Annotated in this window: 23 protein-coding genes; 13 read left to right on the top strand and 10 right to left on the bottom strand. The window is 53.3% G+C overall.

Features of this window, described 5'->3' with window-relative positions:
- Positions 1-29: 29 nt before the first annotated feature.
- The 5 genes from JHD74_RS05730 to JHD74_RS05710 all read left to right on the top strand — a co-directional run bounded on the left by JHD74_RS05730 (position 30) and on the right by JHD74_RS05710 (position 8,488).
- Positions 30-4,019, top strand: coding sequence for a cellulose biosynthesis protein BcsC (locus JHD74_RS05730; protein ID WP_199062001.1), 3,990 nt, complete (start codon positions 30-32; stop codon positions 4,017-4,019).
- Positions 4,020-4,021: 2 nt separating this feature from the next.
- Complete coding sequence (gene bcsD, locus JHD74_RS05725) at positions 4,022-4,507, top strand: cellulose biosynthesis protein BcsD (RefSeq protein ID WP_199061999.1); 486 nt, start codon at positions 4,022-4,024, stop codon at positions 4,505-4,507.
- A 2-nt stretch (positions 4,508-4,509) separates the two neighbouring features.
- Complete coding sequence (locus JHD74_RS05720; protein ID WP_199061997.1) at positions 4,510-5,568, top strand: glycosyl hydrolase family 8; 1,059 nt, start codon at positions 4,510-4,512, stop codon at positions 5,566-5,568.
- 366 nt (positions 5,569-5,934) lie between these two features.
- The gene (rlmF, locus tag JHD74_RS05715; protein WP_021805132.1) at positions 5,935-6,900 is read left to right on the top strand and encodes a 23S rRNA (adenine(1618)-N(6))-methyltransferase RlmF; all 966 of its coding nucleotides are present in this window, start codon (positions 5,935-5,937) and stop codon (positions 6,898-6,900) included.
- A 283-nt stretch (positions 6,901-7,183) separates the two neighbouring features.
- A complete protein-coding gene (locus JHD74_RS05710; protein WP_199061995.1) occupies positions 7,184-8,488 on the top strand; it encodes a PAS domain-containing methyl-accepting chemotaxis protein in 1,305 nt (434 codons plus the stop codon).
- 117 nt (positions 8,489-8,605) lie between these two features.
- Here the strand turns inward: JHD74_RS05710 and glnQ are convergent, their stop codons facing one another.
- From glnQ to JHD74_RS05680, 6 genes are all read right to left on the bottom strand, one after another.
- Positions 8,606-9,328, bottom strand: a complete 723-nt coding sequence (gene glnQ / locus JHD74_RS05705) for a glutamine ABC transporter ATP-binding protein GlnQ (protein WP_024527505.1) — start codon at positions 9,326-9,328, stop codon at positions 8,606-8,608.
- Positions 9,325-9,984 (bottom strand): glutamine ABC transporter permease GlnP, encoded by a 660-nt coding sequence (gene glnP / locus JHD74_RS05700; RefSeq protein WP_024527506.1) that lies wholly within the window; start codon positions 9,982-9,984, stop codon positions 9,325-9,327. The genes glnQ and glnP overlap by 4 nt, the downstream gene beginning before the upstream one ends.
- A gap of 113 nt (positions 9,985-10,097) precedes the next feature.
- Positions 10,098-10,841, bottom strand: coding sequence for a glutamine ABC transporter substrate-binding protein GlnH (glnH, locus tag JHD74_RS05695; RefSeq protein WP_024527507.1), 744 nt, complete (start codon positions 10,839-10,841; stop codon positions 10,098-10,100).
- Between the two features lie 337 nt (positions 10,842-11,178).
- Positions 11,179-11,445, bottom strand: coding sequence for a DksA/TraR family C4-type zinc finger protein (locus JHD74_RS05690; protein WP_024527508.1), 267 nt, complete (start codon positions 11,443-11,445; stop codon positions 11,179-11,181).
- A 155-nt stretch (positions 11,446-11,600) separates the two neighbouring features.
- Positions 11,601-12,104, bottom strand: a complete 504-nt coding sequence (gene dps, locus JHD74_RS05685) for a DNA starvation/stationary phase protection protein Dps (RefSeq protein WP_199061994.1) — start codon at positions 12,102-12,104, stop codon at positions 11,601-11,603.
- Positions 12,105-12,468: 364 nt separating this feature from the next.
- Entirely contained in the window at positions 12,469-13,476 is a 1,008-nt protein-coding gene (locus tag JHD74_RS05680) for a LacI family DNA-binding transcriptional regulator (protein ID WP_199061992.1), read from the bottom strand.
- A gap of 245 nt (positions 13,477-13,721) precedes the next feature.
- Here JHD74_RS05680 and JHD74_RS05675 point away from each other — a divergent pair, with 245 nt between their 5' ends.
- From JHD74_RS05675 to JHD74_RS05650, 6 genes are all read left to right on the top strand, one after another.
- A complete protein-coding gene (locus JHD74_RS05675) occupies positions 13,722-14,963 on the top strand; it encodes an MFS transporter (RefSeq protein ID WP_024527511.1) in 1,242 nt (413 codons plus the stop codon).
- 18 nt (positions 14,964-14,981) lie between these two features.
- Positions 14,982-16,415 (top strand): glycoside hydrolase family 32 protein, encoded by a 1,434-nt coding sequence (locus JHD74_RS05670; protein WP_199061990.1) that lies wholly within the window; start codon positions 14,982-14,984, stop codon positions 16,413-16,415.
- A 184-nt stretch (positions 16,416-16,599) separates the two neighbouring features.
- Positions 16,600-17,967, top strand: coding sequence for a carbohydrate porin (locus JHD74_RS05665; protein WP_098928043.1), 1,368 nt, complete (start codon positions 16,600-16,602; stop codon positions 17,965-17,967).
- A gap of 23 nt (positions 17,968-17,990) precedes the next feature.
- Positions 17,991-18,953 carry an aminoimidazole riboside kinase gene (locus tag JHD74_RS05660; protein ID WP_199061988.1) on the top strand — a complete coding sequence of 321 codons (963 nt, stop codon included), beginning with the start codon at positions 17,991-17,993 and terminating at the stop codon, positions 18,951-18,953.
- A gap of 66 nt (positions 18,954-19,019) precedes the next feature.
- Entirely contained in the window at positions 19,020-19,553 is a 534-nt protein-coding gene (locus JHD74_RS05655) for a shikimate kinase (RefSeq protein WP_024527515.1), read from the top strand.
- A 269-nt stretch (positions 19,554-19,822) separates the two neighbouring features.
- On the top strand, positions 19,823-21,028 hold the full coding sequence (locus tag JHD74_RS05650) for an aldose 1-epimerase family protein (RefSeq protein WP_024527516.1): 1,206 nt from the start codon (positions 19,823-19,825) through the stop codon (positions 21,026-21,028).
- A gap of 44 nt (positions 21,029-21,072) precedes the next feature.
- On the opposite strand, the gene nanQ is transcribed toward JHD74_RS05650, so the two are convergent.
- Complete coding sequence (gene nanQ / locus JHD74_RS05645) at positions 21,073-21,540, bottom strand: N-acetylneuraminate anomerase (RefSeq protein ID WP_024527517.1); 468 nt, start codon at positions 21,538-21,540, stop codon at positions 21,073-21,075.
- A gap of 132 nt (positions 21,541-21,672) precedes the next feature.
- Positions 21,673-22,560: a threonine/homoserine exporter RhtA gene (rhtA, locus tag JHD74_RS05640; RefSeq protein WP_024527518.1), complete on the bottom strand. Its 888-nt coding sequence runs from the start codon at positions 22,558-22,560 to the stop codon at positions 21,673-21,675.
- Between the two features lie 393 nt (positions 22,561-22,953).
- Between rhtA and ompX the strand changes: the two genes are divergently transcribed.
- On the top strand, positions 22,954-23,472 hold the full coding sequence (ompX, locus tag JHD74_RS05635) for an outer membrane protein OmpX (RefSeq protein ID WP_024527519.1): 519 nt from the start codon (positions 22,954-22,956) through the stop codon (positions 23,470-23,472).
- 112 nt (positions 23,473-23,584) lie between these two features.
- On the opposite strand, the gene JHD74_RS05630 is transcribed toward ompX, so the two are convergent.
- Entirely contained in the window at positions 23,585-24,586 is a 1,002-nt protein-coding gene (locus tag JHD74_RS05630) for a nitrilase family protein (RefSeq protein ID WP_199061986.1), read from the bottom strand.
- 94 nt (positions 24,587-24,680) lie between these two features.
- Between JHD74_RS05630 and JHD74_RS05625 the strand changes: the two genes are divergently transcribed.
- Positions 24,681-25,556, top strand: coding sequence for a LysR family transcriptional regulator (locus JHD74_RS05625; protein ID WP_199061985.1), 876 nt, complete (start codon positions 24,681-24,683; stop codon positions 25,554-25,556).
- Here JHD74_RS05625 and JHD74_RS05620 read toward each other — a convergent pair.
- Positions 25,539-26,069 (bottom strand): GNAT family N-acetyltransferase, encoded by a 531-nt coding sequence (locus JHD74_RS05620; RefSeq protein ID WP_024527522.1) that lies wholly within the window; start codon positions 26,067-26,069, stop codon positions 25,539-25,541. The genes JHD74_RS05625 and JHD74_RS05620 overlap by 18 nt on opposite strands.
- Positions 26,070-26,071: the final 2 nt, after the last annotated feature.

Raw genomic sequence — 26,071 nt, 5'->3', positions numbered from 1 at the left:
CTCGACCAGAAGCTAGACAGGAGCCGCCAATGAACCTATTGCTGAAAAAGAAATTGTATTGGGTCTCTCTGGCTGGGCTGACGATTTTTTCGGTGTCGGCGTTGGCGGATGACAATAACCCCGCGCTGAAAGCCCTGTTTCAACAGGCGGCTTACTGGCATGACAAATCGCATGACGAACTGGCCCAGGGGGCGTTGCAGAAAGTCCTGCTGATCGACGAGAACAACGCCGAGGCGATGTATCTGCTATCTCTGTATGCCATGCAGAGCGGGGATAAGGCCAAGGCCGAAATCTGGCGTAAAAAACTGAGCGCTATCGCGCCCAATGATCCTCGCCTCCAGGCGTTGAGCAGCACCGAAGCGGCTCCGTCGGTCTCCAAAAGTCTGTTGGCGCAGGCCCGGCAGTTGGCGGCGAAAGGGGAGTTTGCCCAGGCTGCTGCGGCTTATCAGACGGTGTTCAACGGCAAGACACCGATCGATAGCCTTGCCAATGAGTATTACCTCACTTTGGCAGGTTCACCTGCGGGCAGGCAGGAGGCGATTGATGGCCTCAAGCAGCGGCTGGCTATGCAACCCAATGACACGCAAACCCGCGTGGTGCTGGGCAAGGTGCTGACCTATCAGGAATCGACCCGTCGTGAGGGGATCGATATGTTGGCGGCGATGGCTCCGAACAATAATGAGGCCGATCAGGCGTTGAAACAGGCGCTGCTGTGGTTGGCACCGCAACCGGCTGACAAGCCGCTGTATGATGCCTATCAGCAACGGCATCCGGCAGACAAGGCCGTGGCGGCCTATTATCAGCAGAATATTGCCGGCTCGGCCAAAGGCGTTGGCTTCTCCGAACTGAATAAAGGGGATCTGGGCAGCGCCAAGGATCAGTTTGCCGCTATCTTGGCCAGCAACCCGAATGATGCGGATGCCCTGGCCGGGATGGGATTTACGGCGATGCGCAGCGGAAACTTCGCGCAGGCAGAAAACTACCTCACCCAGGCGGCAAAACAGGGCGGCCCACAGAGTGCGCAGTGGGGGGCGTTGGCTCAGGAAGCGGCGTTTTACGCGACATTGGACAAAGCCAAGCAGGCTGCCAACGCAGGCCAATTGGATGAAGCCTTGGCGATCAGTGCGCCCCTGAGCCGTGCTACAGGGGATAAAGGCAACGCGGCGACGCTGTTCCGGGCCGATCTGGCTCGTAAGAAAGGGGATTTCACTGCCTCCGAGCAGATGTATCGCGGCTTGCTGGCGCAAAATCCGCAGAATAATGATGCCAGGCTGGGGCTGTATTATTTGTTGCAGCAACAGCGTGACAAAGGCCCGCAAGCTGCGCAGATACTGCAAACTATCCCAGCCGATCAACGGCCTAAAGTCCAGCAGGCGGTGGCGGGGGTGAATGTTGATCCTCAGCGCAGGCAGGCCGAGGCCGCCATGCAGAATGGCGATCCGCAGCGTGCGATGATGATCTTGCAACAGGCGCTGGAAAAGCAGCCTTCGAACGTTTGGGTACGGCTGGATATGGCACGCATCCTGAACAAACAGGGGCAAGAGTTGCAGGCGCAAACCTTGATCTCTCCGCTGATGCAGGTTGGTGCTTCGCCAGATAGCCTGTACGCGGCAGCGCTGTTTGCTTCAGAACGTAACGACTGGCTGAACGTTTCCACCCTGATGGCGCGTATCCCGCAAGGGAGGCAGAACAGCAGCATGCGGGCTCTGGTGGCCACTGCGTCGGCCAACCAGCAGCGGGCCAGTGCAGAAAGTTATCTTCGCCAGGGTAACACGGCCAGCGCGGCGGTCATCTTGCGGCAGTTGGCGCAGAAGCCTCCGACTGAACCCGCGGCCCTTGGGGAGCTGGCAAAAGATTTGATGACGGTGGGGGATACCTCAACGGCGGTCCAACTGGTGCGTGACAACATGCGTTTGGGAGTCAAAGGCAATGCGGGGGATTACGCGGCCCAGATAGCGGTGCTCAATCAGGCCGGGTTAAGCCAGGAAGCCGATGCCTGGCTGAATAACCCGGCGTTGCGGGCGCGCAGTTCAACCCGCGAGATTGGCCAACTGCGCAACGGCAGCGTGATCAATGAGGCGGATAAACTGCGTTTGCAGGGGCAGTATAGCGCCGCGTATGACAAGCTGATCGGCGCGTTGCAAAACGATCCGCAAAATACCGATATCATGCTGGCGATGGGGCGTCTCTATCAATCTGGCAATATGAACAAAGAGGCCGGGCAGGTTTACAACTACCTGCTCAGTCGTGACAGCCTGAACCAAGGGGCGCGCGAAGGTGCCGTCGGGGTCGCATTGTCCGATGGCGATGTCGATCGAGCCAAACAGTTGCTGCGCGGCTTGCCTGCGCTTAAAACGCCGGATCAGTTGCTGCTGGCGGCGCGCGTGGCTCAAGCGGACGGTAACTATCCACAGGCGATGGTGTTTCTGCGCGAGGCGAAAAACCGAGTCAATGGCGTAAGCGGTGCGCCAGGCGGGGGGCCTGCAGTGATTGGCGGTTTGCGGCTGGCGGATAATCCGTTTGCCGCGCAGAGCACGGCATCGTCGAGCGTGAATACCTCTTCCTCGGCTTACGGTGAGGTGCTGCCTTGGCAAGTTGCAGCCCCAGGTTACGCGCGCGCTCCTGCGGAGGTAGTGAAAAACCCGACCTTGCAGCAGATTGATAAGCTGATGGACGAGGTGCAGGACAAGACCGCCACCTGGGTTCAGGGGAATATTTCATTGCGTGATAACAGCAGTGGTGAAAACGGCCTGAGTAATATCACGGAAGTGAGAAGCCCAATCACCCTGTCAGGCATGCCGTTCGATAATGGCAGGCTCAGTGTTGATGTGACACCGGTGATGCTGAAATCCGGTACACCATCCGACAGCGCCAACAGCCGCTTTGGTACCGGTGCGCTGCAACAGGCCAGGGCTATCGAGGCTGCGACTCAGGCCTCCGTCGTTGCCTCTCAGACCTCGATTGCTGCCGCACAGGCCGCCGATCTGCGTTATCAGCAACTGCATGCCACCCGCGATAGCCTGTGTTCTATTGACGCCACTTCGCCAGAGTGTGCCGCTGCCACGGTGGCGCAGGATCAGGCCTATAACGAAAGGCAGACGCTGGCTGGCCTGGTGACACAGCCGAAGACCTTTGGCCCTAACGATATCTATGCCGACTCACCGGGGCAGCAGCAAGATACCGGGGTAGAACTGGCGTTGGCACTAAGCGGTGACAGCTATAAGCTGGACGTGGGCAGTACGCCAATGGGCAGCGGCATCAGTTCGATAGTGGGTGGCGTGAAATGGTCACCCAAGCTGACCGAACACTCAACGCTGGATATGACGCTTGAACGTCGCGCGGTAAAAGATAGCCTGCTCTCCTATGTCGGGACCGAAGATACCATCACCGGCAAGAAATGGGGGGCGGTGACCAAGAACGGCGGCGGAGTAAATCTTGGATACGATGATGGCGTGCTCGGAGCTTACGGTGGCGCGGGTTATTACAGCTACGTGGGTGATAACGTGGCGGATAACCATAGCGTGACCGGCATTCTAGGAGCCTACATCCGCCCTTATAAGGATGATGATAGCGAGCTGAAGGTGGGCGTTAACGTCAACTATATGGATTTTGACAAAAACCTCAGTTACTTCAGCTACGGTCAAGGGGGCTACTTCAGCCCGCAGGATTATCTCAGCATCTCGCTGCCGGTGGAGTACACCAAAAAGCAGGATAACTTCACCTATATTCTGAGCGGCAACGTGGGTTATCAGACCTATAACAATCAGGAAAGCCTGTATTACCCGAACGATCCGGCTCTTCAGTCTCAGTTGGAAAGCCTGGTCAGCCAGGGTTACGGCAAAGAGGCCAGATATGCCAGCGAGGACAAGAGTGGCATTGGCTACAGCCTGAAGGCGGGGGGGACTTATAAGGTCACGCCAAGCGTGTTGGTTGGGGGGCAGTTGGGTTATGACACTTTCGGCAGCTATTCCGAGAGCACGGCTTTGCTCTATTTTAAATATCTGTTAGATGGAAAATAACCATGCAAGATATTAACACTACCGGGTATGAGCTTGATTATTATCGCCAGCGTCAGTTTAAGGCGGGTTGGCAGGATCTGATCGAAGTGGTGTTCTCCGGCATTCTGGCTTCTGCTGATGATGCGGACAGCTGCGACTTTCTGCGTTTGATGGGGAGTAACCTGGCGAAGAAGCTGCCATTGCCGGAGGCGGAAACGGTGGGAGAGTTGGAGGATGCTCTCAATGCCTTACTACGTCAGTTTGACTGGGGCAGGGTGCAGATTGAGGCCAATGGCGAACAGATGATCCTGACCCATTATGCCTACCCGCACAGTGCCGATCCGGCCAACGAAGACGTCTGGGCACTCTCTTTTGCCACGGTGCTCGAGGGGGCCTATGACGCCTGGCTGCTGGCTCAGGGCGGTGAGGCGCATGTTTCCCTACGCTGGTGCAGCCCGGCCAAGGATAACACTCTGGTCTTTTGCTATAGAAACGAGCAACGCAGGTAAACATGATGGCGAAAAGCAGGTTTGGTAGGCTCCGCGTACTCCTGCTTTGGCTGGGGTTGGTGTTGTCCCTTGGTGCTCAGGCTGCCGACAGCGGTTGGGCGCAATACAAACAGCGTTTTCTATTAGCTGACGGACGGATTGTCGATACCGGCAATAACAACGTCAGCCATACCGAAGGGCAAGGGTTTGCCATGCTGTTGGCGGTCTACAATGACGACCGTCCCGCGTTTGACAATCTTTGGCGATGGACCCACAACACTTTGTATCGCCAGGATATCGGCCTGTTTTCCTGGCGCTATGAACCGGGGAAGGCGGTGCCGATAGCCGATAAAAACAATGCCACCGATGGCGATATCCTAATTGCCTGGGCCTTGTTGAAGGCGGGGAAACGCTGGAATGTGCCTGCCTATCTGGCTTCCTCGGCGCAGATACAGCAAGCTCTGCTCAAACATACCGTCATCGACTATGCCGGTTATCGGGTGATGTTGCCTGGCGCTAGCGGTTTCAGGCAGAACGGTTCGGTGATCGTTAATCCTTCCTATTTTGTCTTTCCCGCCTGGCACGCATTTTACCAAGAAAGCCATTTGCCGGCGTGGAAAAAGCTTATCGACGATAGCATGACCATGGTCAGCAGAATGCGCTTTGGCAAACAGCATCTACCCAGCGACTGGGTCACACTACAGGCCAATGGGCAAATGACTCCGGCCAGCGACTGGGCGCCGCGATTTGGTTTTGATGCGGTGCGGGTTCCGCTCTATCTCTATTGGGACAAGGCCGACAGCCTGTCACTAAGCCCCTTTGCCAGCTTTTGGCGCGGCTTTGATCGCCGGGCGACACCGGCCTGGCTGGATGTGCTTGGCGGCCAGCGCGCCGAGTATAATCAAAGCCCGGGAATGAGGGCGGTCAGGGATCTGACGGTGGGAGATCGGGGGCCGCTGAAAGATCGCTTGGCACCGGATGAGGATTACTATTCTGCCAGCCTGCACCTGCTGGCGTACTGGGCACAGCGCAGCCAGCTTGTCCCCTCACCCCAACCCTCTCCCACAGGGAGAGGGAGCTGATCGCCCCTGCTCGTTTGGAAGTAAAGAAGTAGTCTCATCGATCACCCCCCTCATCTAAGATGAGTCACTCTAACTTCAAGTCAACCCGATCGGTCTCCTCTCCCACAGGGAGAGGGAGCTGATCGCCCCTGCTCGTTTGGAAGTAAAGAAGTAGTCTCATCGATCACCCCCCTCATCTAAGGTGAGTCACTCTAACTTCAAGTTAACCCGATCGGTCCCTTCTCCTTGGGGAGAGGTTTGGGGTGAGGGGCGTTGCACCGGTCCCGTAATCCTACCATTTTGGCGCATTTCACCTCAGCGGCAAGCGCCTCGCCGGGCTTTATGCTATCTTACGCGCCAGAAAACCCTTTCAGAGAGCCCGTCACGGTGGAAAAAAAGAAAAGTTTCCCGCAGCAGAAAAGCGGCCTGCATCCGCGCAATCGCCATCGCTCACGCTATGATTTCCCTACCTTGATCGCCACCTGTCCGGGACTGGAACCCTTTGTGAAGCCCAACGCCTGGGGCGATATCTCGGTGGATTTCGCCGATCCTGCCGCGGTGAAAATGCTCAACCGTGCCTTGCTGATGCACTTTTATGGCATCGAACATTGGGATATCCCGGCCGACTATCTCTGCCCACCGATCCCAGGGCGTGCTGACTATCTGCATCACCTGGCCGATCTGCTGGCGACCAGCAACGGCGGCGAGATCCCGCGGGGTAAAGGCGTGGCGATCCTGGATATCGGCGTGGGGGCCAACTGTATTTACCCTATCATCGGCCAGCGCGAATATGGCTGGCGCTTTACCGGCTCGGAAACCGATCCGGTCTCGCTGGGGGCCGCCAAGATGATCGTGGCAATGAATCCGACGTTAAAAAATACCGTGCGCCTGCGCCAGCAGAAGCAGCAGGAGTGTATCTTTAACGGCATTATCGGCGTTGCCGAGCGCTTTGATGCCACCTTGTGTAACCCGCCGTTCCACGGTTCCGAGCAGGAAGCGCGCGCCAGCACCCGCCTCAAGTTGCATAAGTTGGGCAAAGGGGCGGTGGCAGAAAAGCCGGTGCAGAACTTCGGTGGCAAGAACAACGAACTGTGGTGCGAAGGAGGCGAAGAGGCCTTTGTTCGCAAGATGGTGGAAGAGAGCGTCGGCAAAGCCAAGAACTGCCTGTGGTTCACCTCGCTGATCTCTAAAAACACCACGCTGCCTGCGATTTATTATGCGCTCAAGCAGGCCGGGGCCGCAGAGGTGCGCACCATCGAAATGGCACAGGGGCAGAAGATTAGCCGCTTTGTGGCCTGGACCTTCCTTGATGCCGAGCAGCAAGCCGCCTGGGCGGCAGAACGCTGGCAGTAATTACCCGACCGTTGCCGGCGATCTTGCCGGCAACGATTATTTATTCTGTCGTTCCTTTCATTCTGTCTGGCTTGCGTTATCCTCAATATTGTTAATAAATTCCCACGCTGCTCATTAGTTAAAAAAACAATAATTACCTAGCTTAATAACCGTTTTTATCCAGTTAATCTGGAGTATTGTCGTGCGCAATATTCAGGGCGATAGCGCGCTTACTGGCGAGCAAGAAATGCAGAAAAATAGAGAGTGCTTGCCGTTAACTCCATCTGCCAGAAGGATTTACCCGATGTTTTTAAACCTCCGTCAGTCCAGCAGCCCGTGGCGTGCCGAATTGGACGCCATTGAAGATGCGGTAGCGATGATCGTATTTAAACCCGACGGCACCGTATTACGTGCCAACGATCTGTTCTTGCAAACTATGGGGTTTGAGCGCCAGGAAGTCATTGGTCAGCATCATCGTATTTTCTGCGATCAAAACTATGCCGCCAGCCCGGCCTATCAGCGGCATTGGCAAAGGTTAAATAGCGGCGAAGCCATTACCGATAATATCAGGCGTATTCGCAAGGGCGGTGAAGTGGTCTGGCTGCAGGGAACTTATACCCCGGTGTTAAATAAGCACGGTCAGGTGGTGGAGATTATCAAGATCGCCAGCGAGGTGACCAGCCGTATCACTCAGGCCCAGGAGCATCAGAGCCTGTTAACGGCGCTGAATCGCTCAATGGCGATGATCACCTTCTCGCCAACCGGCATTATCCTGGATGCCAACGACAATATGCTCGATCTGATGGGCTATCGGCTGGAAGAGGCACGCGGCCAGGCACACAGCATACTTTGTACGCCGGAGTTCGCCGATTCTGACGAGTATCATCAGCACTGGCAACGGCTGGCCCAGGGGGAGTTTTTGACCGGGCGTTTCGAACGCCTCAACTGGCGTGGGGAGCGGGTATGGCTGGAGGCCAGCTATAACCCAATCATCGACAATGAAGGGCGGGTATTAAAGGTGGTGAAAATTGCCCAGGACATCACCCGCCAGACTTTCCAACAGCAGCATGAAGAGGAAATGGTGCGAAATGTTCACCATCTCTCCATGGGGACCGATAAAACCGCTGCTCAAGGGGCGATCATTGTTCAGCAGGCGGTGCAGGGCATGCAGCAGGTAGAGGTGGCCGCGCGGCAGACTTCAGACGTGGTCAGCGACTTGGGGCGCTGTTCGCAACAGATTGGCAATATGGTTGAGGCGATCCGCAAAATTGCCGCCCAGACCAATCTACTGGCGATTAACGCCTCGATCGAAGCGGCGCATGCGGGTGAGCATGGGCGCGGTTTCTCGGTAGTGGCTAATGAGGTGCGTACCTTGGCCGAACAGTCCCGTAAGGCGGCCAGCGAGATTGAGCAAGTTACCAAAACCATTCAGCAGGGGGTAACGGCGGCTATCAACAAGATGGTGACCTGCGTGGAACAGGCGGGCGGCGGCGTGGCGCTAGCCAAGGATGCCGGGGAGGTAATCAATCAGGTTAATGTGGGTATGCAGGACGTGGTCAAGCTGATGCAGGCGTTTACCTCGGTCAAACAGGGTGATGTGATCCACTGAGGTTCTGTATCTGAGGCGGTTAAACGAACGCAGCATCCAGCGCCTCTTAGGTCGAACACGTCATTGAGCAACATTGTCATCAATAAAAAGCCCCTTGCGGGGCTTTTTATTATCGCTTCAGGAAACGTGCTGTAAGAACTCGCGCAGGCGTGGGCTTGGCGGGTTGTTGATCAGGTCATGAGGGTTGCCATCTTCGGCGATCCGGCCTTTGTCGATAAAGATCAGGCGTGAGGCCACTTTTTCGGCAAAGCCGACTTCGTGAGTCACGATCACCATCGTCATGCCTTCTTCGGCCAAATCCTGCATCACTTTCAGCACTTCGTGACGTAATTCCGGATCGAGCGCCGAGGTGGGCTCATCGAACAGCATCATTTTAGGCTTCACTGCTAACGCCCGGGCGATAGCGACACGCTGTTGCTGTCCACCGGAAAGCTCGGAAGGGTAGTGGTGAGCTCGTTCGGCCAGACCTACCTTGGCCAACAGAACGCGCGCATGCTTCTCGGCTTCTGCCTTCTTCATGCCCCGTACGCGGATCGGGCCAAAGGCCACGTTTTCCAGCGCAGTCAGGTGCGGGAACAGGTAGAACTGCTGGAACACCATACCGGCTTCCTGACGGATAAGGCGGTCGTCAACCTTAGGATCGTTCACCTTCAGGCCGTCTACGACCAGTTCACCACTGGTGATCTCTTCCAGCTTGTTGATGCAGCGCAGCAGAGTTGACTTACCGGAGCCAGAAGGCCCGATAATCACTACCACTTCACCCTGTTTGATGTTCAGGTCGATATTGTGCAGCACCTGGGTCTGGCCGAAGTGCTTGGAGACGTTTTTAAATTCAATCACAGGATTTTCATCCTTCTTTCCAGACGACGCAGCACGAAGCTAAGCATCAGGGTAATAATCAGGTAAATCACCGCTACGGCGCTCCAGATCTCCAGCGCGCGGAAGTTACCGGCAATAATTTCCTGCCCTTGACGGGTCAGTTCCGCTACCCCGATCACGATGAACAGCGAAGTATCCTTGATGCTGATGATCCATTGGTTACCCAACGGCGGCAGCATACGGCGCAGAGCCAACGGCATGATCACATAGCGGATGGTTTCGCGGCGCGACAGCCCCAGTGCTAGCCCGGCCTCACGGAAACCGCTGTGGATCGACAACACCGCGCCACGGGTAATTTCCGCGATATAGGCGCCCGAGTTGATCATGATGGTGACCACGGCGGCGGTGAAAGGATCGATGCGGAAATCGCTAAAGGCCATGGGCAGGGCAAAGTAGATAAACATCACCTGTACCACAATCGGCGTACCGCGGATCACTTCAATGAATACCAGTGCCACATGGTTGGCGATCCAGCCGCCATAGGTACGTGCGAAACCGGCAACCAGTCCGATGATCAGGCCGCCAATCAGACCGAGGACCGAAATCCACAGGGTCATCTTGGCGCCTTCTAACAAAATTGGGATGGCGGGCCAAATGGCGCTCCAGTCGAATTGCATAGCGTTATCTCCCGGTGATCCAAGCAAGGGGATCAATAAACAACAAAGCACAGGGGGCGGGTACACCTCCCCTGTGCTTAACTAATAACTTATTGGCTTATTAACTTCATCAATTACTTAGGTTCGGTACCAAACCATTTTTTGTAGATTTCGTTGTAAGTCCCGTTGTCGCGCAGAGTTTTCAGCGCGCCGTTGACCTTTTCACGCAGTTCGTCACTGCCTTTCGGGAAGGCGATGCCATACTGCTGGGCTTCAATGGATTCGCCTACGGTTTTGAACTTGCCAGCGCCCGCGGTTTTGATGAAGTAAAGGATGTTTGGCGTATCGTGCAGCACAGCGTCAGCACGCTTGGTGCCCAGTTCCATATAGGCGTTGTCGATGTTCGGGAACTGACGCAGATCTTTGGTCTTGATGTGCTGCTTGGCGTAATCCACCGAGCCAGTGCCGCTCTTCACTGCCACCACTTTGCCATCCAGATCCTGGATGCCTTTTACACTGTTGTTGTCAGCATTAACCATCACCAGCAGGCCGCTTTTGTAGTAGCCGTCGGAAAATTCGATCGCTTTTTTGCGTTCGTCGGTAATGGTGATACCTGCCAGCGCCAGATCGACGTTCTTGGTTTGCAGCGCAGGAATGATACCGCTAAAGTCCATTGGCTTCAGGGTGTAATCCAGCTTCAGCTCTTTGGCAATCGCCGCCCACAAGTCGATATCGAAACCGACGTATTGGTCACCTTGTTTGAATTCAAACGGCACGAAAGCGGTGTCCGTGGCGACAACCAGCTTGTCTGCTGCGTGAGAGCTAACGGCGAAGGCCAGGGAAAGTGCGGCCAGGGAAACTTTAAAAATAGACTTCATGAGAGGAATTCCTGTACAGGTTGCGGATTACCCATTTTTTATGTTGCATTTTGTGCTATGGAAGAATCGTGCCAAGTTTGCAATCATTATAAAAACAAGGGGTTGCGTTATGATGTTGGGTTTGGATAGCCAATTATAATTTTTATGCACCACCAGCGGGCACCAAAATGGTGCATCGCGACCGCCGTGGTGCAACTGAGCTATCATCAACTAAACAATAGCCGGGAAACAACCGATAATTAACAATTATCGATCAATAATGATAACTAACTCTAACTTTATAGCTATAGTCAGATTTCATTTGGTGCAAACTGGCGTGTTTGGAAGGGAAGTAGGGTTAACGCAGCTGGCTGTCTTTGCTGCCCCGGCGATTGAACAGGCTACTGGAAGCTTGCTTTTTATCCATTTCAGTCTGGCAGTTAACACAGTAGCGCACCCCTTGCAGCGCCAGACGCCGGGCTTCGGGGATCTCTGTGCCACATTCCTGGCAATAGTGCTCGCTTTCGCCATGGCCGAGCGCCTGACGAGCACGTTGCACGGCATCATCTACCGTTGAGTCGATTTGATCCTGCACCGCGCCGTCTGCTGTCCATCCGCCTGCCATGCCCACCTCACTATTGAACCTGTGAATGCTTGCAATCTTGCTTGGATCATATTCAGTGTAATCCAGCCTGTTTTTTATACCACTCGGCTTACAGATAAAAAAACAGGCTGGGGCAAGGCCCACAACCTGTTGTTTCGCCGCCAAGATGCCTGGCTTTACTCGATATTGGATTCGATAAACCACAGGAATTTGTCCAGATCGCGCGATGCGGCGGTGAACATGTCAGCGGTGTCTTCATCCGGCACTTCCGTGATGGCTTGGCGGATGTCGTTGGCGACGGCTGCATAACGATCGGCCAGCGCTTTCAGGTGATCTTGCACGCTGTGAATATTGGTCGGATAGCTTTTCAGCGGGGTTTTGTCATTCACCACCTGTACCGTACCCAGCGCAACGCCACCGAGCTGTACGACACGTTCTGCAAAAGTATCTTGATGGTCGGTGATGGCGGTGCGGAAGCCGTCGAGCATTTCATGCACGGCAATAAAATTGGCACCACGCATGTTCCAATGCGCCTGCTTGGTGATCAACGACAGATCGATGAACTGCACAACCTGATGGTTCAGCGCCTTGATGACGGCCTGCTTGGTTTGCTCATCCACGTCATTACGGGTGTACAACAGGTCAGAAGATTTCGATTTCACCAGTTTAGCGGTACTCATATAGATATCCTCTTCTTGATGGGTGTAATCCTATTTTGTTACGGGAGAAATTATAGCAGCTTAAATTTATTTTGCAGGGCGAAAAGGGCGATTAAATAAATAGGTAATAACCGCTGGATATTTTTATCATAAAGGCGTATGGCATATTTTATGATTCGTGAGGTGTTGATAAGAAACGTTTTTTAAGCTTTTAGAGGATAAGGGTTGAGATCCCCCACTAATAATAGACACCGATTGAAGGGATATTTCAATGCGTAATTATTGCAGGGTGTTTCTGAGTGTTGAAATAGGGCTTGTTTTTTCCATTAATTCATATTGATAGCCAATTATCCCTAAGGTGTGCGCCGTAACTCTTTTTGTACAATCACAGCTTGATATGGATCGAGTCTCTGTTGAGCAAGGGCGCAGGTATTTTGACCGTATCGGTCTGCGTTTTGCCCTGGATAATATGCAGCGCAGCATGGCGACCTATTTCGTAATGCGGTAGTTGTACCGTCGAGAGCGGCGGTAAGAATAGCTCACCAATGCCAACCATATTGTCGTAACCCACGACTGCCACATCTTGCGGGATGCGAAGGCCCTGCGCCAGTAGCGTCTGATAGACCATAAAGGCGATACGATCGTTACCGCAAATGATTGAGTCGAACATCGGATTACCCTGCTTGATATGCGCTAACACAATGGCTGGGATATCACGGTAGTGCTCATCGCCATGCTCCATATAGACATGCATGAGGGCGTCAGGGTTGATACCTGCTTGCCGGCAGGCGCGCTCCAATCCCTGACGGCGGCGCAAGGTGGCAAGATGGTGTTTTGGCAGATGCAGGCAGAGTGGTTGACGATTACCTGCCGCGAGCAGAGCCTGCACCGCCTCGAACTGACCTTGTTCGTCGTCTGGAATGTAGCTGGCTACCGGATCGTGCAAACTTTCACAGTTGGCCAGCACGCACGGGAGGGTGAGCAGTTTGGGCGGCAGCGGCACCTGACGTAGCCCCATGGTGGTGTAGATGATGCCGTCTGGCCGGTGTGAAAGCAGAAGGTCGACAATGGTATCTGGGTTATCGTCAGAGAACATATTTACCACGAAACTGTTCCAGCCATACGCCCGGGCGGTCTCTTCGATCGACAGAGTGATTTCCACCGAGAATGGTGTGGTAACAGTATCGAGAGCCAGCACCCCGATAGTATTCGGCGTAGCATGAGCACCGCGTATTTTTTTCGCTGACAAATCGGGAACGTAATTGGTCTCATTGATGGCGATCTGCACGCGTGCCAGGGTCTCAGGCTTTAGCCTTTCCGGGCTATTGAGCGCGCGGGAGACCGTCATGAGCGACACATTGGCCAGTTTCGCCACATCCTTCAGAGATGCCATATCTATTACTCCCGTCATTACTTTCAGGTAACAGGCTATACGACGAAGTTACTGATGTAAAAGGTTCAGCGGCTATTCTGTCGTAGAAAGCGAAAGAACCGTAGCGAGTAATTTTTGATCTCGATCTCACTTTTTTAATGTTAACGTTAACTTTTGTGATTAACATCATGAATCTCAGCAAAACGACAAGCGTTTTTTTATTTGTTAACGTTACCATGCTGGCATTACTCCAATACGAGAATGCCATAATGAAAGCGCATCACTCTCATAGCTACCCACTACTCAGTGCATTACTGTTCTTCTTTTTCGTGTCCTGGTCCTCTACTGGCTCTTTACTCTCTATCTGGTTGCACCAGGAAGTGGGGCTCAAAGCCGGAGATACCGGTATTATCTACGCGGTGTTGTCCGTCTCCGCGCTACTGGCGCAAATCTTCTACGGCTTTATCCAGGATAAACTCGGCCTGCGTAAAAACCTGCTCTGGACCCTTACCGGGCTGTTAATCCTTTCCGGGCCTGCCTATTTGCTGTTTAGTTATCTGTTACAAATCAATATATTGCTCGGAAGCCTCTTCGGTGGGATCTATATCGGTATAACCTTCAACGGCGGTATCGGCGTGCTGGAATCGTATACCGAACGCGTGGCGCGCCAGAGCCAGTTCGAATTCGGCAAGGCGCGGATGTGGGGATCGCTGGGTTGGGCAGTGGCGACGTTCTTCGCAGGGCTCCTGTTTAACATCAACCCGAAACTCAACTTCGCGGTCTCCAGCTGTGCCGGGCTGGTGTTCTTTATCCTGCTGGCACGGTTGCGGGTGTCTTCTGCCCCGCACGCGATGCAGGAGGCGGTGTCCGGTGGCAAAGTGAAGCTGGATGACGTGCTGCGTCTGCTGACGTTACCGCGCTTCTGGGCGCTGGTATTTTTCGTCATCGGTACCTGTATTTACGGCGTTTACGATCAGCAGTTCCCGGTTTACTTCTCTTCACAATTCGCCACGTTGCAGGAAGGCAACGCCATGTACGGTTATCTTAACTCGTTCCAGGTGTTCCTCGAAGCCGCCGGGATGTTCTGTGCCCCGTGGTTGGTGAACCGCATCGGCGCGAAAAATGGCCTGATTTTCGCCGGGATGGTGATGGCGTTACGTATGGTGGCCTCCGGGCTGGTGGAAGGGCCGCTGCTGATTTCCGTCACTAAACTGTTACACGCGGTAGAGCTGCCGATCCTACTGGTCGCTATCTTCAAATACAACAGCTTGAATTTCGACAAACGCCTGTCTGCCACGCTCTACCTGGTGGGGTTCGCCTGTACCAGTTCGGTTATCGCTTCGGTACTGTCGCCGCTGGCAGGCTATAGCTACGAAAAATACGGCTTTGCCCAGTCTTATCTGATCATGGGACTACTGGTGTTCTGCACCACCTTTATCTCCATCTTCCTGTTGCGCTCCAGTAAGTTATCTTCAGATCCTCTGATGTCGCAACCTTCTGCTATATGATTGAAAAGAGTAAAGAATATGACGTATTCAATATCCAAGGCTGAACAGGAGCTGCAGGCTAAATGTGAAACGCTGAACTTGCGTTGGTATCCACGCTACCATCTTGCCGCACGCGCGGGCTGGATTAACGATCCTAACGGCCTGGTCTGGTTTGACGGTTGGTATCACGCTTTTTACCAGCATCATCCTTATTCCACGCAGTGGGGGCCGATGCATTGGGGCCATGCGCGCAGTAAAGATCTGGTTCATTGGGAGCATCTGCCGGTCGCGCTGGCCCCGGAAGGCCCGGAAGATAAAGACGGCTGTTTCTCTGGCTCGGCGGTGGTTGATGGCGACACCCTGGCGTTGATTTATACCGGGCATAAATTCCATGGCGACGCCAGCGATGAGGCTAACCTTTATCAAGTGCAGTGTCTTGCGACTAGCCGCGACGGGGTCTGCTTCGAGCGTCAGGGGATCGTGGTGGATACTCCGCCGGGCCTGCACCATTTCCGCGATCCGAAGGTGTGGCGTGAAGGGGATAGCTGGTACATGATCGTCGGCGCTCGCGATGGCGAGACCGGCCAGGTGCGCCTGTATCGCTCTGCAGACCTGCATCAGTGGCACGATGCCGGAGTTCTTGATGAGGCGGAAAAAGAGATGGGCTATATGTGGGAGTGCCCGGACTTCTTCACCCTCGAGGATAAACGCATACTGATGTTTTCTCCTCAGGGGATGGCGGCTGAGGGTTTCAACAACCGTAATCTGTTCCAGAGCGGCTATCTGCTTGGCGAATGGCAGCCGGGGCAGCCGTTTGTTCGCAAAAGCGAGTTTATTGAAATCGACCACGGTCATGATTTTTATGCACCGCAAAGCTTCCTGACTCCCGATGGCCGTCGCATCGTTATCGGCTGGCTGGATATGTGGGAATCGCCGTTGCCCGAACAGCAAGATGGCTGGGCGGGAATGCTCTCTCTTCCGCGAGAGCTGAGCCTCGGCGCAGATAACCGTCTGCAAATACGCCCGGCCAGAGAGGTTGAAGGTCTGCGCGGCGCATGGTTCCCATGGCCAGTGAGTACGTTGAAAAATCAGCAGACCACGATGGTGGAAAACTGCGAAGCGATGGAGGTGATCCTAAATTGGGATTGTGCTAACAGCAACGCAGAACAGTACGGCATCAGCTTCGGCGACGGTCTGCGCGTTTATGTTGATGCGCAGATGCAGCGTCTGGTTCTGGAGCGCCGTTATCCGCAGTATGGCCTGTGCGGAGTACGAAGCGTACCGTTGACCGCCGGAGCATCGCTGAAACTGCGGTTGTTCTTTGATAGCTCTTCAGTGGAAGTTTTTGCCAATGATGGCGAAGCGTGCCTCAGCAGTCGTATTTACCCGGACGCAGCGCGCCGTGAGCTAATGCTATTTGCCTGGAGCGGTTCGGCCTCCATATCCGAGGCGGGGGCCTGGCAGCTCGAATAATCTATTTTCATATGCAAGGGATGTGGAAAACAAATTCTTGTGCACACTTGTACCGCATCCCGAATTCTTCAATTCATAGGATTTAAATATTTTAATAACCCGTTTGGTGTGACGGGAGTAATTGTTGTTGTCGTCATCATCGAGTTTCACCCATAAATATAAATTAAATAATAATGGATTAACGATGAAAAATAATGATGGTTTACATGTAAAAAAAATCCGGGTCGGATGTTTGCTCACGTTTTTAGCAAGCGCTTGCGCGAACGCCCAAGCACCTCAATCTATCGAGGAGCGTTTGGCGCACCTGGAACAGCGACTGAAAGAGACCGAGCAGCGGGCCGTCCGTGCGGAAACGGAGATTCGTGCGCTGAAACGGCAGGATACACCGGTAACGATGGCCAACGCGACGCCAACCAAGCCGGCATTACAGCTTAATGACTATGGTGAATTAAAATTCTATGGTGACGTTGAGTTTAATATGGATGGCGCTAGCCGTACCGGCAGTCTGACCTCGTTGAAAACCAGTGCTAATAAAAACTGGGCGCCGGGCGATAAAGAGCGCTGGGATATTAACGGGCGTATCCTGCTTGGCTTTGATGGATTACGTAAAGGGTCGAATGGGAAATATGCCGGTTTCAGCGTACAGCCGCTTGCGGATATGAATGGTAAAATGAATCTTGATGACGCGGCATTTTTCTTCGGCCAGCAGGATGACTGGAAGATTAAAATGGGTCGTTTTGAGGCCTTTGATATGTTTCCGCTTAATCAGGATACCTTTATTGAATATTCTGGTAATACGGCCAACGACCTGTATTCCGACGGCTACGGTTACATTTACATGATGAAAGAGGGGCGCGGGCGCAGCAGCAGCGGAGGCAACTTCCTGCTCAGTAAAACACTTGATAACTGGTATTTTGAAGTGAATACGCTGGTGGAGGACGGTAGTTCGCTGTTTGTCGATCAGAACTATCACGGCAACGCGCTGGATAGCCGTAAAAACGTGGTTTACGTGCGCCCTGTAGCCGCGTGGCAATCCGGAGAGTGGTCGGTGGCTGCAGCGCTGGAGAGCAACCTTGTTAATAATGCCTACGGCTATCAGAATCAGCAGGGCCTTTGGGTCGACCAGTCCAGGCGTACCGGCTACGGTATGACCATGAGCTGGAACACGCTGAAAACCGATGCGCAGAACGGGGCGGTGGTGAACCTGAGCACCGCATATCTTGATGCGACGGATGAAAAGAACTTCAGCGCAGGTATCAATGCGCTATGGCACCGCGTTGAGCTGGGCTATATCTACGCGCATAATAAAATCGACCGATTCAATATGGACAGTGTGAATGCTGAATGCGACGGCGATTGCGCGATCCTGGCACCAGGAAACTACGATATCCACACCATTCATACTTCCTGGCAACTGCCGAATATTATGGATATGCCAAACTTTAATACCTACCTAGGGGCTTATGCTTCCTGGCTGGATGCTTCGACAATAAATCCAGGTGACACCGATATGCGCTATGGCATGAGGGTGCGCTTCAAATATTTATTCTAAAATTGGGGGGTTAAGGAAACACTATGAAACTGTGGACAGTTGGCGATGCGGTAATCGATTTATTACCTCAGCCAGATATGCAATATAAAGCTTGCGCTGGTGGTGCGCCGTTAAATGTTGCTGTGGGTGCAGCTCGTTTGGGATGTGATTGTGGTTTTATTGGCAGAGTCGGTGATGACCCATTTGGCCACTTTCTCCAGCAAACACTCTATTCAGAGGGAGTCGAAACGCAGCATATACAATTTGATGAGCAATATCATACCAGTACCGTGCTGGTAGCGCTGGGGAATGATGGCGATCGCAGTTTTACATTTCTGGTAAATCCTTCTGCCGACCAGTTTTTATCCTCTAAAAATCTACCCGATTTTGATGATGATATATTGCACTTTTGTTCGTTGGCTCTGGTTGCCAAGCAGAGCCGGGAGACCTTGGTCAAGGCGATAAGTTTAATAAAGCAACGCGGTGGCATCTTGAGCTTTGATGTCAATCTGCGGGAGAAAATGTGGGGGAATCCACAGGAGATGCTGGCAACGGTAACTCAATTTGCTCATCAGTCAGATATTTTAAAACTCTCAGAGGAAGAATTATACTGGATAACCGGTACGACTCATTATGAAAAAGCGTTGGAAAGAGTTAAGCGATTTCCTTCTAGCCTTAAAATTGTCACCCGTGGTATCCAAGGGGCTATTGTCTTATGGCAAGAGCTGGCCATACACGTAGACTCGTACAAGGTGAAAAGTTTAGATACGACGGGGGCAGGAGATGCCTTTATCGCTGGGCTGTTGGCAAATATCTCTATTGGAAATGGTTTGCTTGATTTTGAACAATTGAAATTAGCGCTAACGCAAGCCAGCGCCTGTGGTGCGCTGGCGACTACACAAAAAGGAGCTTTATCAGCATTACCCGATGCGGAGAGTGTCAGAAGTTTTATTGGATCTGAGCATAGACTGACATTTAAGGTTAATTCTCTAAACCCTGATGAGTGAAATGCAGCAGACCTATTGTAATATAAGATGTCTATAAGTCAGTTAAAATGGATATCGACGCAAAGCATGAAAATTAACGTGGTGGGCACCAGCGGCAGCGGTAAAAGCACCGTTGCCCGCCAATTGGCGCAAAAGCTGGCCGTACCCTATATCGAGATGGATAAGCTTTACTGGCGGCCAAACTGGCAAAATGCCTCAGATGACGAGTTCTTGCATCTGGTCGGACAGGCGCTGGTATCGGCCCGTGCAGGGTGGGTATTGGATGGCAACTATACCCGGACCAAAGCCGTGAAATGGCGGGACGTTGACTGGGTTGTCTGGGTTGATTACGGATTCTGTCGCACGCTGTGGCAGGCCGTTCGTCGCGCATCGGTGCGGGCTTGGCACAAGACTGAGCTCTGGCCCGGCACCGGCAATTGTGAGAGCTTTCGCCGCTCTTTCTTTAGCCGTGAGTCGATCATCTTGTGGACCATCAAAACCTACCGCAAGAATCGTATAAAGTATCTGGCAGACCAGCAGGACGCAGCCAATCATTCTATCCGCTTTATCCAACTGCGCTCTCCGGCGGAAACAGCGGCTTTTCTGGCTAGCATCTGCTAGGAAGCTTTATTCGATTCAGCTTTTCATGTTCGTTAGGCATGATTTTCTCTTTTGGCTGAAGCTGCTTCAGCTAAAACATGATCTTAATCTGATTAATTTGTCAGCTAGAATACATCATTCATAATTTTTCTTGCTGTATGTCACGCAATTTTTGTTATTTCCATCCTGATTGTTGAAAAAGTGACCCTCATCGCATTTTAAAACGGGCTAAGAACTTAGTTTGTGATGGTTTTGCTAAAACCATTCAGCTAACCAGGAAGGAACAATAAATGAAAAAGCTTACTGTACTTTCGCTCGCTATCTCTTTGATTTCTGGGTATGCCAGTGCTCAAGCTATCGTATTGACCGACAGTGAGAACGGTATTGAACTTGGCAACTGGCGGATTGACAGCTCACAGCTGAATATTCCCGGCCCGCGTTTCAGCCTGCAACAGCAAGTCTTGCACGGTGGCAAGCAAGAGGGATCGAAAGTCCTTACCCTAACCAGTGATGGGTTGACCATCGCCCTTAGCCCAACGCGTGGTATGGATATTCTGCATGTCAACGGTTCGGGCGTAAGGTTGGGGTGGGATTCACCGGTGACCGAGGTGGTCAATCCGGCTTATATCAACTTGGAGAGTCGCAACGGGGTGGGTTGGCTTGACGGTTTTAACGAAATGATGGTGCGCTGCGGCTACGAATGGACCGGGCACCCGGGGGTAGAAAACGGCACGTTGTATACGTTACATGGCCGTGCAGGAAATACCCCGGCTTCCAAGGTGGTGGTAGATATTGCTGAAAAAGCGCCTTATGAAGTCCGTATCCGCGGCCTGCTGAAAGAAAATACCTTCAAGAAAAGTAATCTGGAAACCTGGACTGAGCTGCGTTACGTTCCCGGCACTCAACAGTTTACGGTTCACGATCGTTTAACCAATCGTGCTGATTATCCTCGTGACTATCAGATTATTTATCACAGTAACTTCGGTAAGCCGTTGCTGGAAGAGGGGGCCGTGTTCAGTGCGGCAATCAAAGAGATTTCGCCGTTTAATGATTATGCCAAGGGCGGTTTGAAAGATTGGCATACTTACCAGGGGCCAACCAAAGGCTTCGATGAGATGGTGTTCAATATCGTGCCTTACAGTGATTCGCAAGGAAAAACCCTGGCGATGATGAACAACAAGAAAGGGGATCGGGGTGTTGCGATTGGTTTTGATACCCATCAGTTGCCGGTTTTGACGCTGTGGAAAAACACTGACACGGAACGTCAGGGCTATGTTACCGGGATTGAGCCAGGGACCAGCTATGCGTATCCGGTAAAAATCGAACGTGAGCAGGGGCGAATCAAACAATTACAGCCTGGGAAGAGTACCGATTTCGAGCTGACTTACACGTTGCTGAAAAATGCTGAACAAGTAAAAGAGTACCAAAACAAGATAAAAACGCTGCAAGGTGACCGAGAAGTTAAACTGGTCGAGACTCCAATTGCGGTGGAATAGCGTCTGGTGAAGGGGGAGCCGGTCAAGCGACCGGCTCTTTGGCGTCAAAGCAGCAGTTCGTAGTGGACTTTCACCACCACTTTCTTGATATTTTTTGGCTCAGTGATCTGGCAGCCGGGTTTGTGCGGCTCCAATGGGAAGAAGATCACGTACATGCCCGGCGTCAGGTTCAGGGTCTGCGGGCTGCGTTTGATATCCAGCCATTGCAGATCTTTGCTTTCATCGTAAAGATCGCCGCTTTCCCAACTGTCTGGCAGGCCAAAATCGATCCGCTCTTCGCCGCCGATCAGGATCTGGATATCCAGGTACTCCTGATGGAGTTCGGCGCGTTTGCTTTCCGCCGGTTCTGTCATCAGTTCCATCACGTTCATAAACACTCGATCGCCATCGATTTCATGCCGCCCTAACGGCAGGCCAGGCAAATCATACTGACGCACGGTATTGAGGATATTGGCTAAAGCGGGTGAGAGGCCACGTCCGAAGCGGGGGTTGTACAAACTGCCGTAGATCATCCTGATTCTCCCTAATAAAAAAAGACCTGCTGCGAGTATGTCTATTATTGTTCAGGAAAAAAGTTAACTGGCTTGCAATCATGCAACCTTTTGAGCGTGGCGCCGGGGACTTGCCGCCAGACGCCAGCGGGCTTACGAGAGGCTTTCAACCTTTGGTTTGGGTTTGATGGTTAACGTAGCCCCCATGGAAGCGGTAATGATGGCGGCCAATGCCAACCATTGCGTTTGGTTAAGATGTTCGTTGAGGAAGATCATGCCGGAAAGGGCGGCCATTGCCGGTTCCAGACTCATCAGCGTGCCAAAGGTACGGGCGGGGATCTTGGGTAAGGCGATAATTTCCAACGAGTATGGCAACGCGGTAGACAGCACCGCGACGGCCAAAGCCACCGGTAGAATATCCACGTTTAACAGCGCACTGCCAGCTTGCCAGGCACCGATCGGGCAGAACACGATGGCGGCGATCAACGATCCCACGGCTACGGTGCCCGGCCCGTGATCTCCCCCGGCCTTCTGGCCGAAAATAATGTATATCGCCCAACAGGCACCGGCACCCAACGCACAGGCTGCTCCCACGGGATCGATACTGCCCATATCGTGGCCAAGCGGCAGCAGGAACCACAAACCGGCAATGGCCAGCGCTACCCAGATGAAATCGATCGGGCGGCGGGAAGAGAACATCGCCACCGCCAGCGGGCCGGTAAACTCCAGCGCCACCGCAATACCGAGTGGCACCGTGCGTAAAGAAAGATAAAACAGGTAGTTCATCGCTCCCAGTGACAGACCATAGATCAGCAATGGCAACCGGCTACCGGCGGCGAAGCGCATACGCCACGGACGGAAAATGATAAACAGGATCAGCGTACCGATGCTCAGGCGCAGCGTGGTGATGCCTTCGGCACCGACCAGCGGGAACAGGCTTTTGGCTAATGAAGCCCCGCTCTGGATCGAGATCATTGCAATGATCAGTAAACACACGGGCACCAGCGTGGAAGACGCTTTAGTGGTTACAGACGAAGACATCCTTTCTGGCCTTATGGAACTCCCCATCGTCTGGGAAGGTATTGAGTACAGGTGTTGCACAGTGTAAAGGAATTGACAGCAAGGTGTTGGCGAAAAACGGGGGGCCGGGTTGAATCTGTCAAAAATATGCGCCAACTTGGTTCGAGTAACCAATAAGTGCTCTTTTTTTAAGAGTATTCTGGAACTCGGATAGGTGATTAGCGTCACAAAAAGGAGTATAATTCGCGAAAAATACAGGAAAATTAGTATGCTATAGTGTTCTTGAAATCTTCTGTTACACGATACAAAGATTTAGACACTCATTTAAAGGCAGAGTTTCACGCTAATTTTTGCTATATTTTCAATGTATGAGAAATTGAAGCACTTTTATAATAAAACGCGTTTGAGGTGGTTATGAAAAAAATTGCATGTCTTTCCGCAGTAGCAGCTTGTGTATTGGCCGTAACAGCAGGTACCGCATTTGCTGGTGAGAGCACCGTATCCGCTGGCTATGCCCAGGGCGATTTCCAAGGCGTTGTTAACAAAGCCGACGGTTTCAACCTGAAGTACCGTTACGAGTACGACAACAGCCCACTGGGTGTGATCGGTTCTTTCACCCATCTGGAAAAGAATAACTCTGGAGACGGCTTCTACAACAAAGCACAATACGACTCCATCACTGCCGGCCCTGCTTATCGTTTCAACGATTGGGCGAGCATCTACGGTGTGATCGGTGTGGGCTATGGTAAATTTACCTCCAACGCTCAAGACGGTAGCAACAACAACAGCAACAGCGACTATGGCTTCAGCTATGGTGCTGGTCTGCAGTTCAACCCAATGCAGCAGGTTGCTCTGGACGTGGGTTACGAGCAGAGCCGTATCCGCAGCGTTGACGTTGGCACCTGGAACGTGGGCGTAGGTTACCGCTTCTAAGATTTCCCCATGCCTTCGGGCATGAGCGTGTGACCTTGTTGGTCATGCCCAATGAAAATCCGCCTTTTAGGGGCGGATTTTTTTTGCCGGTAACCCACATCCGACTCTATATTTAATCTATCGATGTATTTGGCTTGCCCAATACCGTGGTCGGTTGCAATGAAAAACGCGCCGTACGGGGATCGCGCTCATATCCTTGCGGCTCGGTAAGCAGCCCATAAAGCTCTGGCCGACGGCCATGGATCCAACGCCTCCCGCTGCTCATGGGGATTAAGCTCAGATCCAGATCGGCGGTAACCATGGCGTCCTGCGCTGTCCAGGTCTCTGACAGGATGCGGCCATAAGGGTCCAGCAGCATGGCATTGCCGGTGCGCACCTCATCATCATCTCGCCCCACACCGTTGCTGAACAAAATAAACAGGCCATTATCATGGGCGCGAGAAGGCAGCCAGCGCAGTAGCCAACCGCGGCCAGTGTCGCCGCGAAAAGCCTCTTCGATCGCCGCCGGATTTTCTTTACGTTGCTGCCATAGCGTCAGCGGTATCGGCTTCATGCCGTGCGGGCTGCGTGAATTTGTCCCACCGGTCTGGTGAGGGGCGAACAGGATATCGGCACCCAGCAGCGTGGTGGCACGTGCGTTCTCCACCAGGTTGTTGTCCCAGCAGATGAGGATCCCCATACGTACGCCCCAAGGTGTGTCAAACACGGTATAACTATCGCCTTTTGCGATCAGCGCATGCTCAAAAGGATGGAGCTTGCGGTGAATATGGGTTTGGCCATCCGGCAGACAAACCGCATAAGCGTTGTACAGTTGGCCATCTTCACCCAGCTCAATCAGCCCAACGCCGATGGCCATTCGATACCGCTCTGCCAGCGGGCGGATGCGCGCCAGTGAGGGGCTGGTGGCGATAGGTTCAGCCAGTGCAGTGATTTCGCTGTCGGCCAGGTGGCGTACGTGCCAGTAACCGGTAATGCACATTTCCGGGAAGGCGAGGACCTGTACGTTGTCGGCGGCGGCCTGGGTGATAAAGTCTTCCATAACGCCGAGATTGTAGTTCTTGTCATTGGCGCGGTGTTGAAATTGTACCGACGCAGCACGAAGGGTCGTGGTCATAGCAAGCTCCTGTGGGGGGTTTTGTTCGCTAATTACAGCAGCCGCATCGATTACTGTATAATCAATTAAAATCCTCTTTTGATAACCTAATGGAATGGATAATCGTCAATTACGTGCCTTTGTCGCGCTGGCTGAACTGGGGCGCTATCACCTGGCCGCCGAGCGGCTGTGTATCACCCAGCCCGCGTTGAGCAAGCAAATTCAAGCTATCGAGTTGCAACTGGGTACCCGGCTGTTCGAGCGGGGCCGCCAGGGGGCACGGCTGACTGCCAACGGTGCCGCGCTGTTCCCCAGAGCGCTGGAGTTATTGACCCAACACGAGCAGTTTCATCTGTATGCGTTGCAGGTGGTGAAGGGGGAAACCGGGCGTCTGGCCTTAGGCTTTGGGCTTTCCAGTTTTCATCTGGCACCACAGTGGGTGGCGGCATTTCGTCAGCGCTTTCCGGCGGTGGTGGTTGGCCTGGAGGATCTTCCTTCGGAACGGCAATGCCAGTTGTTGCTAAACGGCGATCTACAGGCTGGCTTTGTACGCTTGCCCGTTGTTGCTCCCTTGCAGGCACAGCCTTTGCTGACCGATCGGCTAGTGCTGGCAGTGCCGAGAGCGATGGCGTTGCAGGAGGAGAACCTGTTGGCGGATTTCCACCGTTTTCCTCTGCTGCAGTTGGAACCTTCACGTGGCCGAGGGTTGAGTGAGCAGGTGCTGCGTTTTATTGCCGCTCAGGGGCTGCGGGCCAACGTGGTGCAGCAGGCGGAGGATATCCAAACCTTGCTGGCGCTGGTGGCGGCGGGGATAGGCGTGGCGCTGTTGCCGCAAAGCATTGCGTTTATTGCTCCGGTTGGGGTCGATATTCTGCCGTTAAGCGGCGAGCAGACGCAATGGCAGGTTGGGCTGGCGTGGAACCCGCAGCGGCCTGATGCGCTGCGGGATAATTTTATCCAGGGTATCTTGAACTCAGAGTGGTCGGTATAACACTACCGTTGGTAACTGGTGGTATTCGCTGCGGTGGCTTGCCACAAAGCCGACTTTCTTCGCCAAGCCAAGCGAAGGGCGGTTATCCGGCGAAATGATACAAACGACTCTGTCCTGTGAGAAATTCTCTTTGGCCCAGACCAGCGCGGCATTCAAGGCTTCGGTGGCATAGCCTTTACCGTGCGCAGCCGTGATCAGCGTCCAGCCCATTTCGGGGACATCGAGTGCGGGTTGAATATCACGGTGAAAATCGGCGAAGCCAATTCCGCCAATATACCTGCCGCTGTTTTTCTCCCGCACCGCCCAGTAGCCATACCCCAGCAATTTCCAGTGGCCGATGTAGCGCAACAGGCGGCCCCAGCTGTCCTCCTTGTCGCGTGGCGTGCTGCCGATATAGCGCACCACCGCAGGATCGGCCCACATGGCGGCCAAATCGTCAAAGTCTTCCAGCCGGTGGGCATCCAGGATCAGACGTTCGGTGATCAAGGTGGGGGCAACGGTGTGAGTGGTCATGG

The organism is Serratia sp. ASV30, assembly GCF_016428815.1.
Lineage (GTDB): Bacteria > Pseudomonadota > Gammaproteobacteria > Enterobacterales > Enterobacteriaceae > Chania > Chania fonticola_C.
This window is presented reverse-complemented; position numbering and strand designations above follow the sequence as displayed.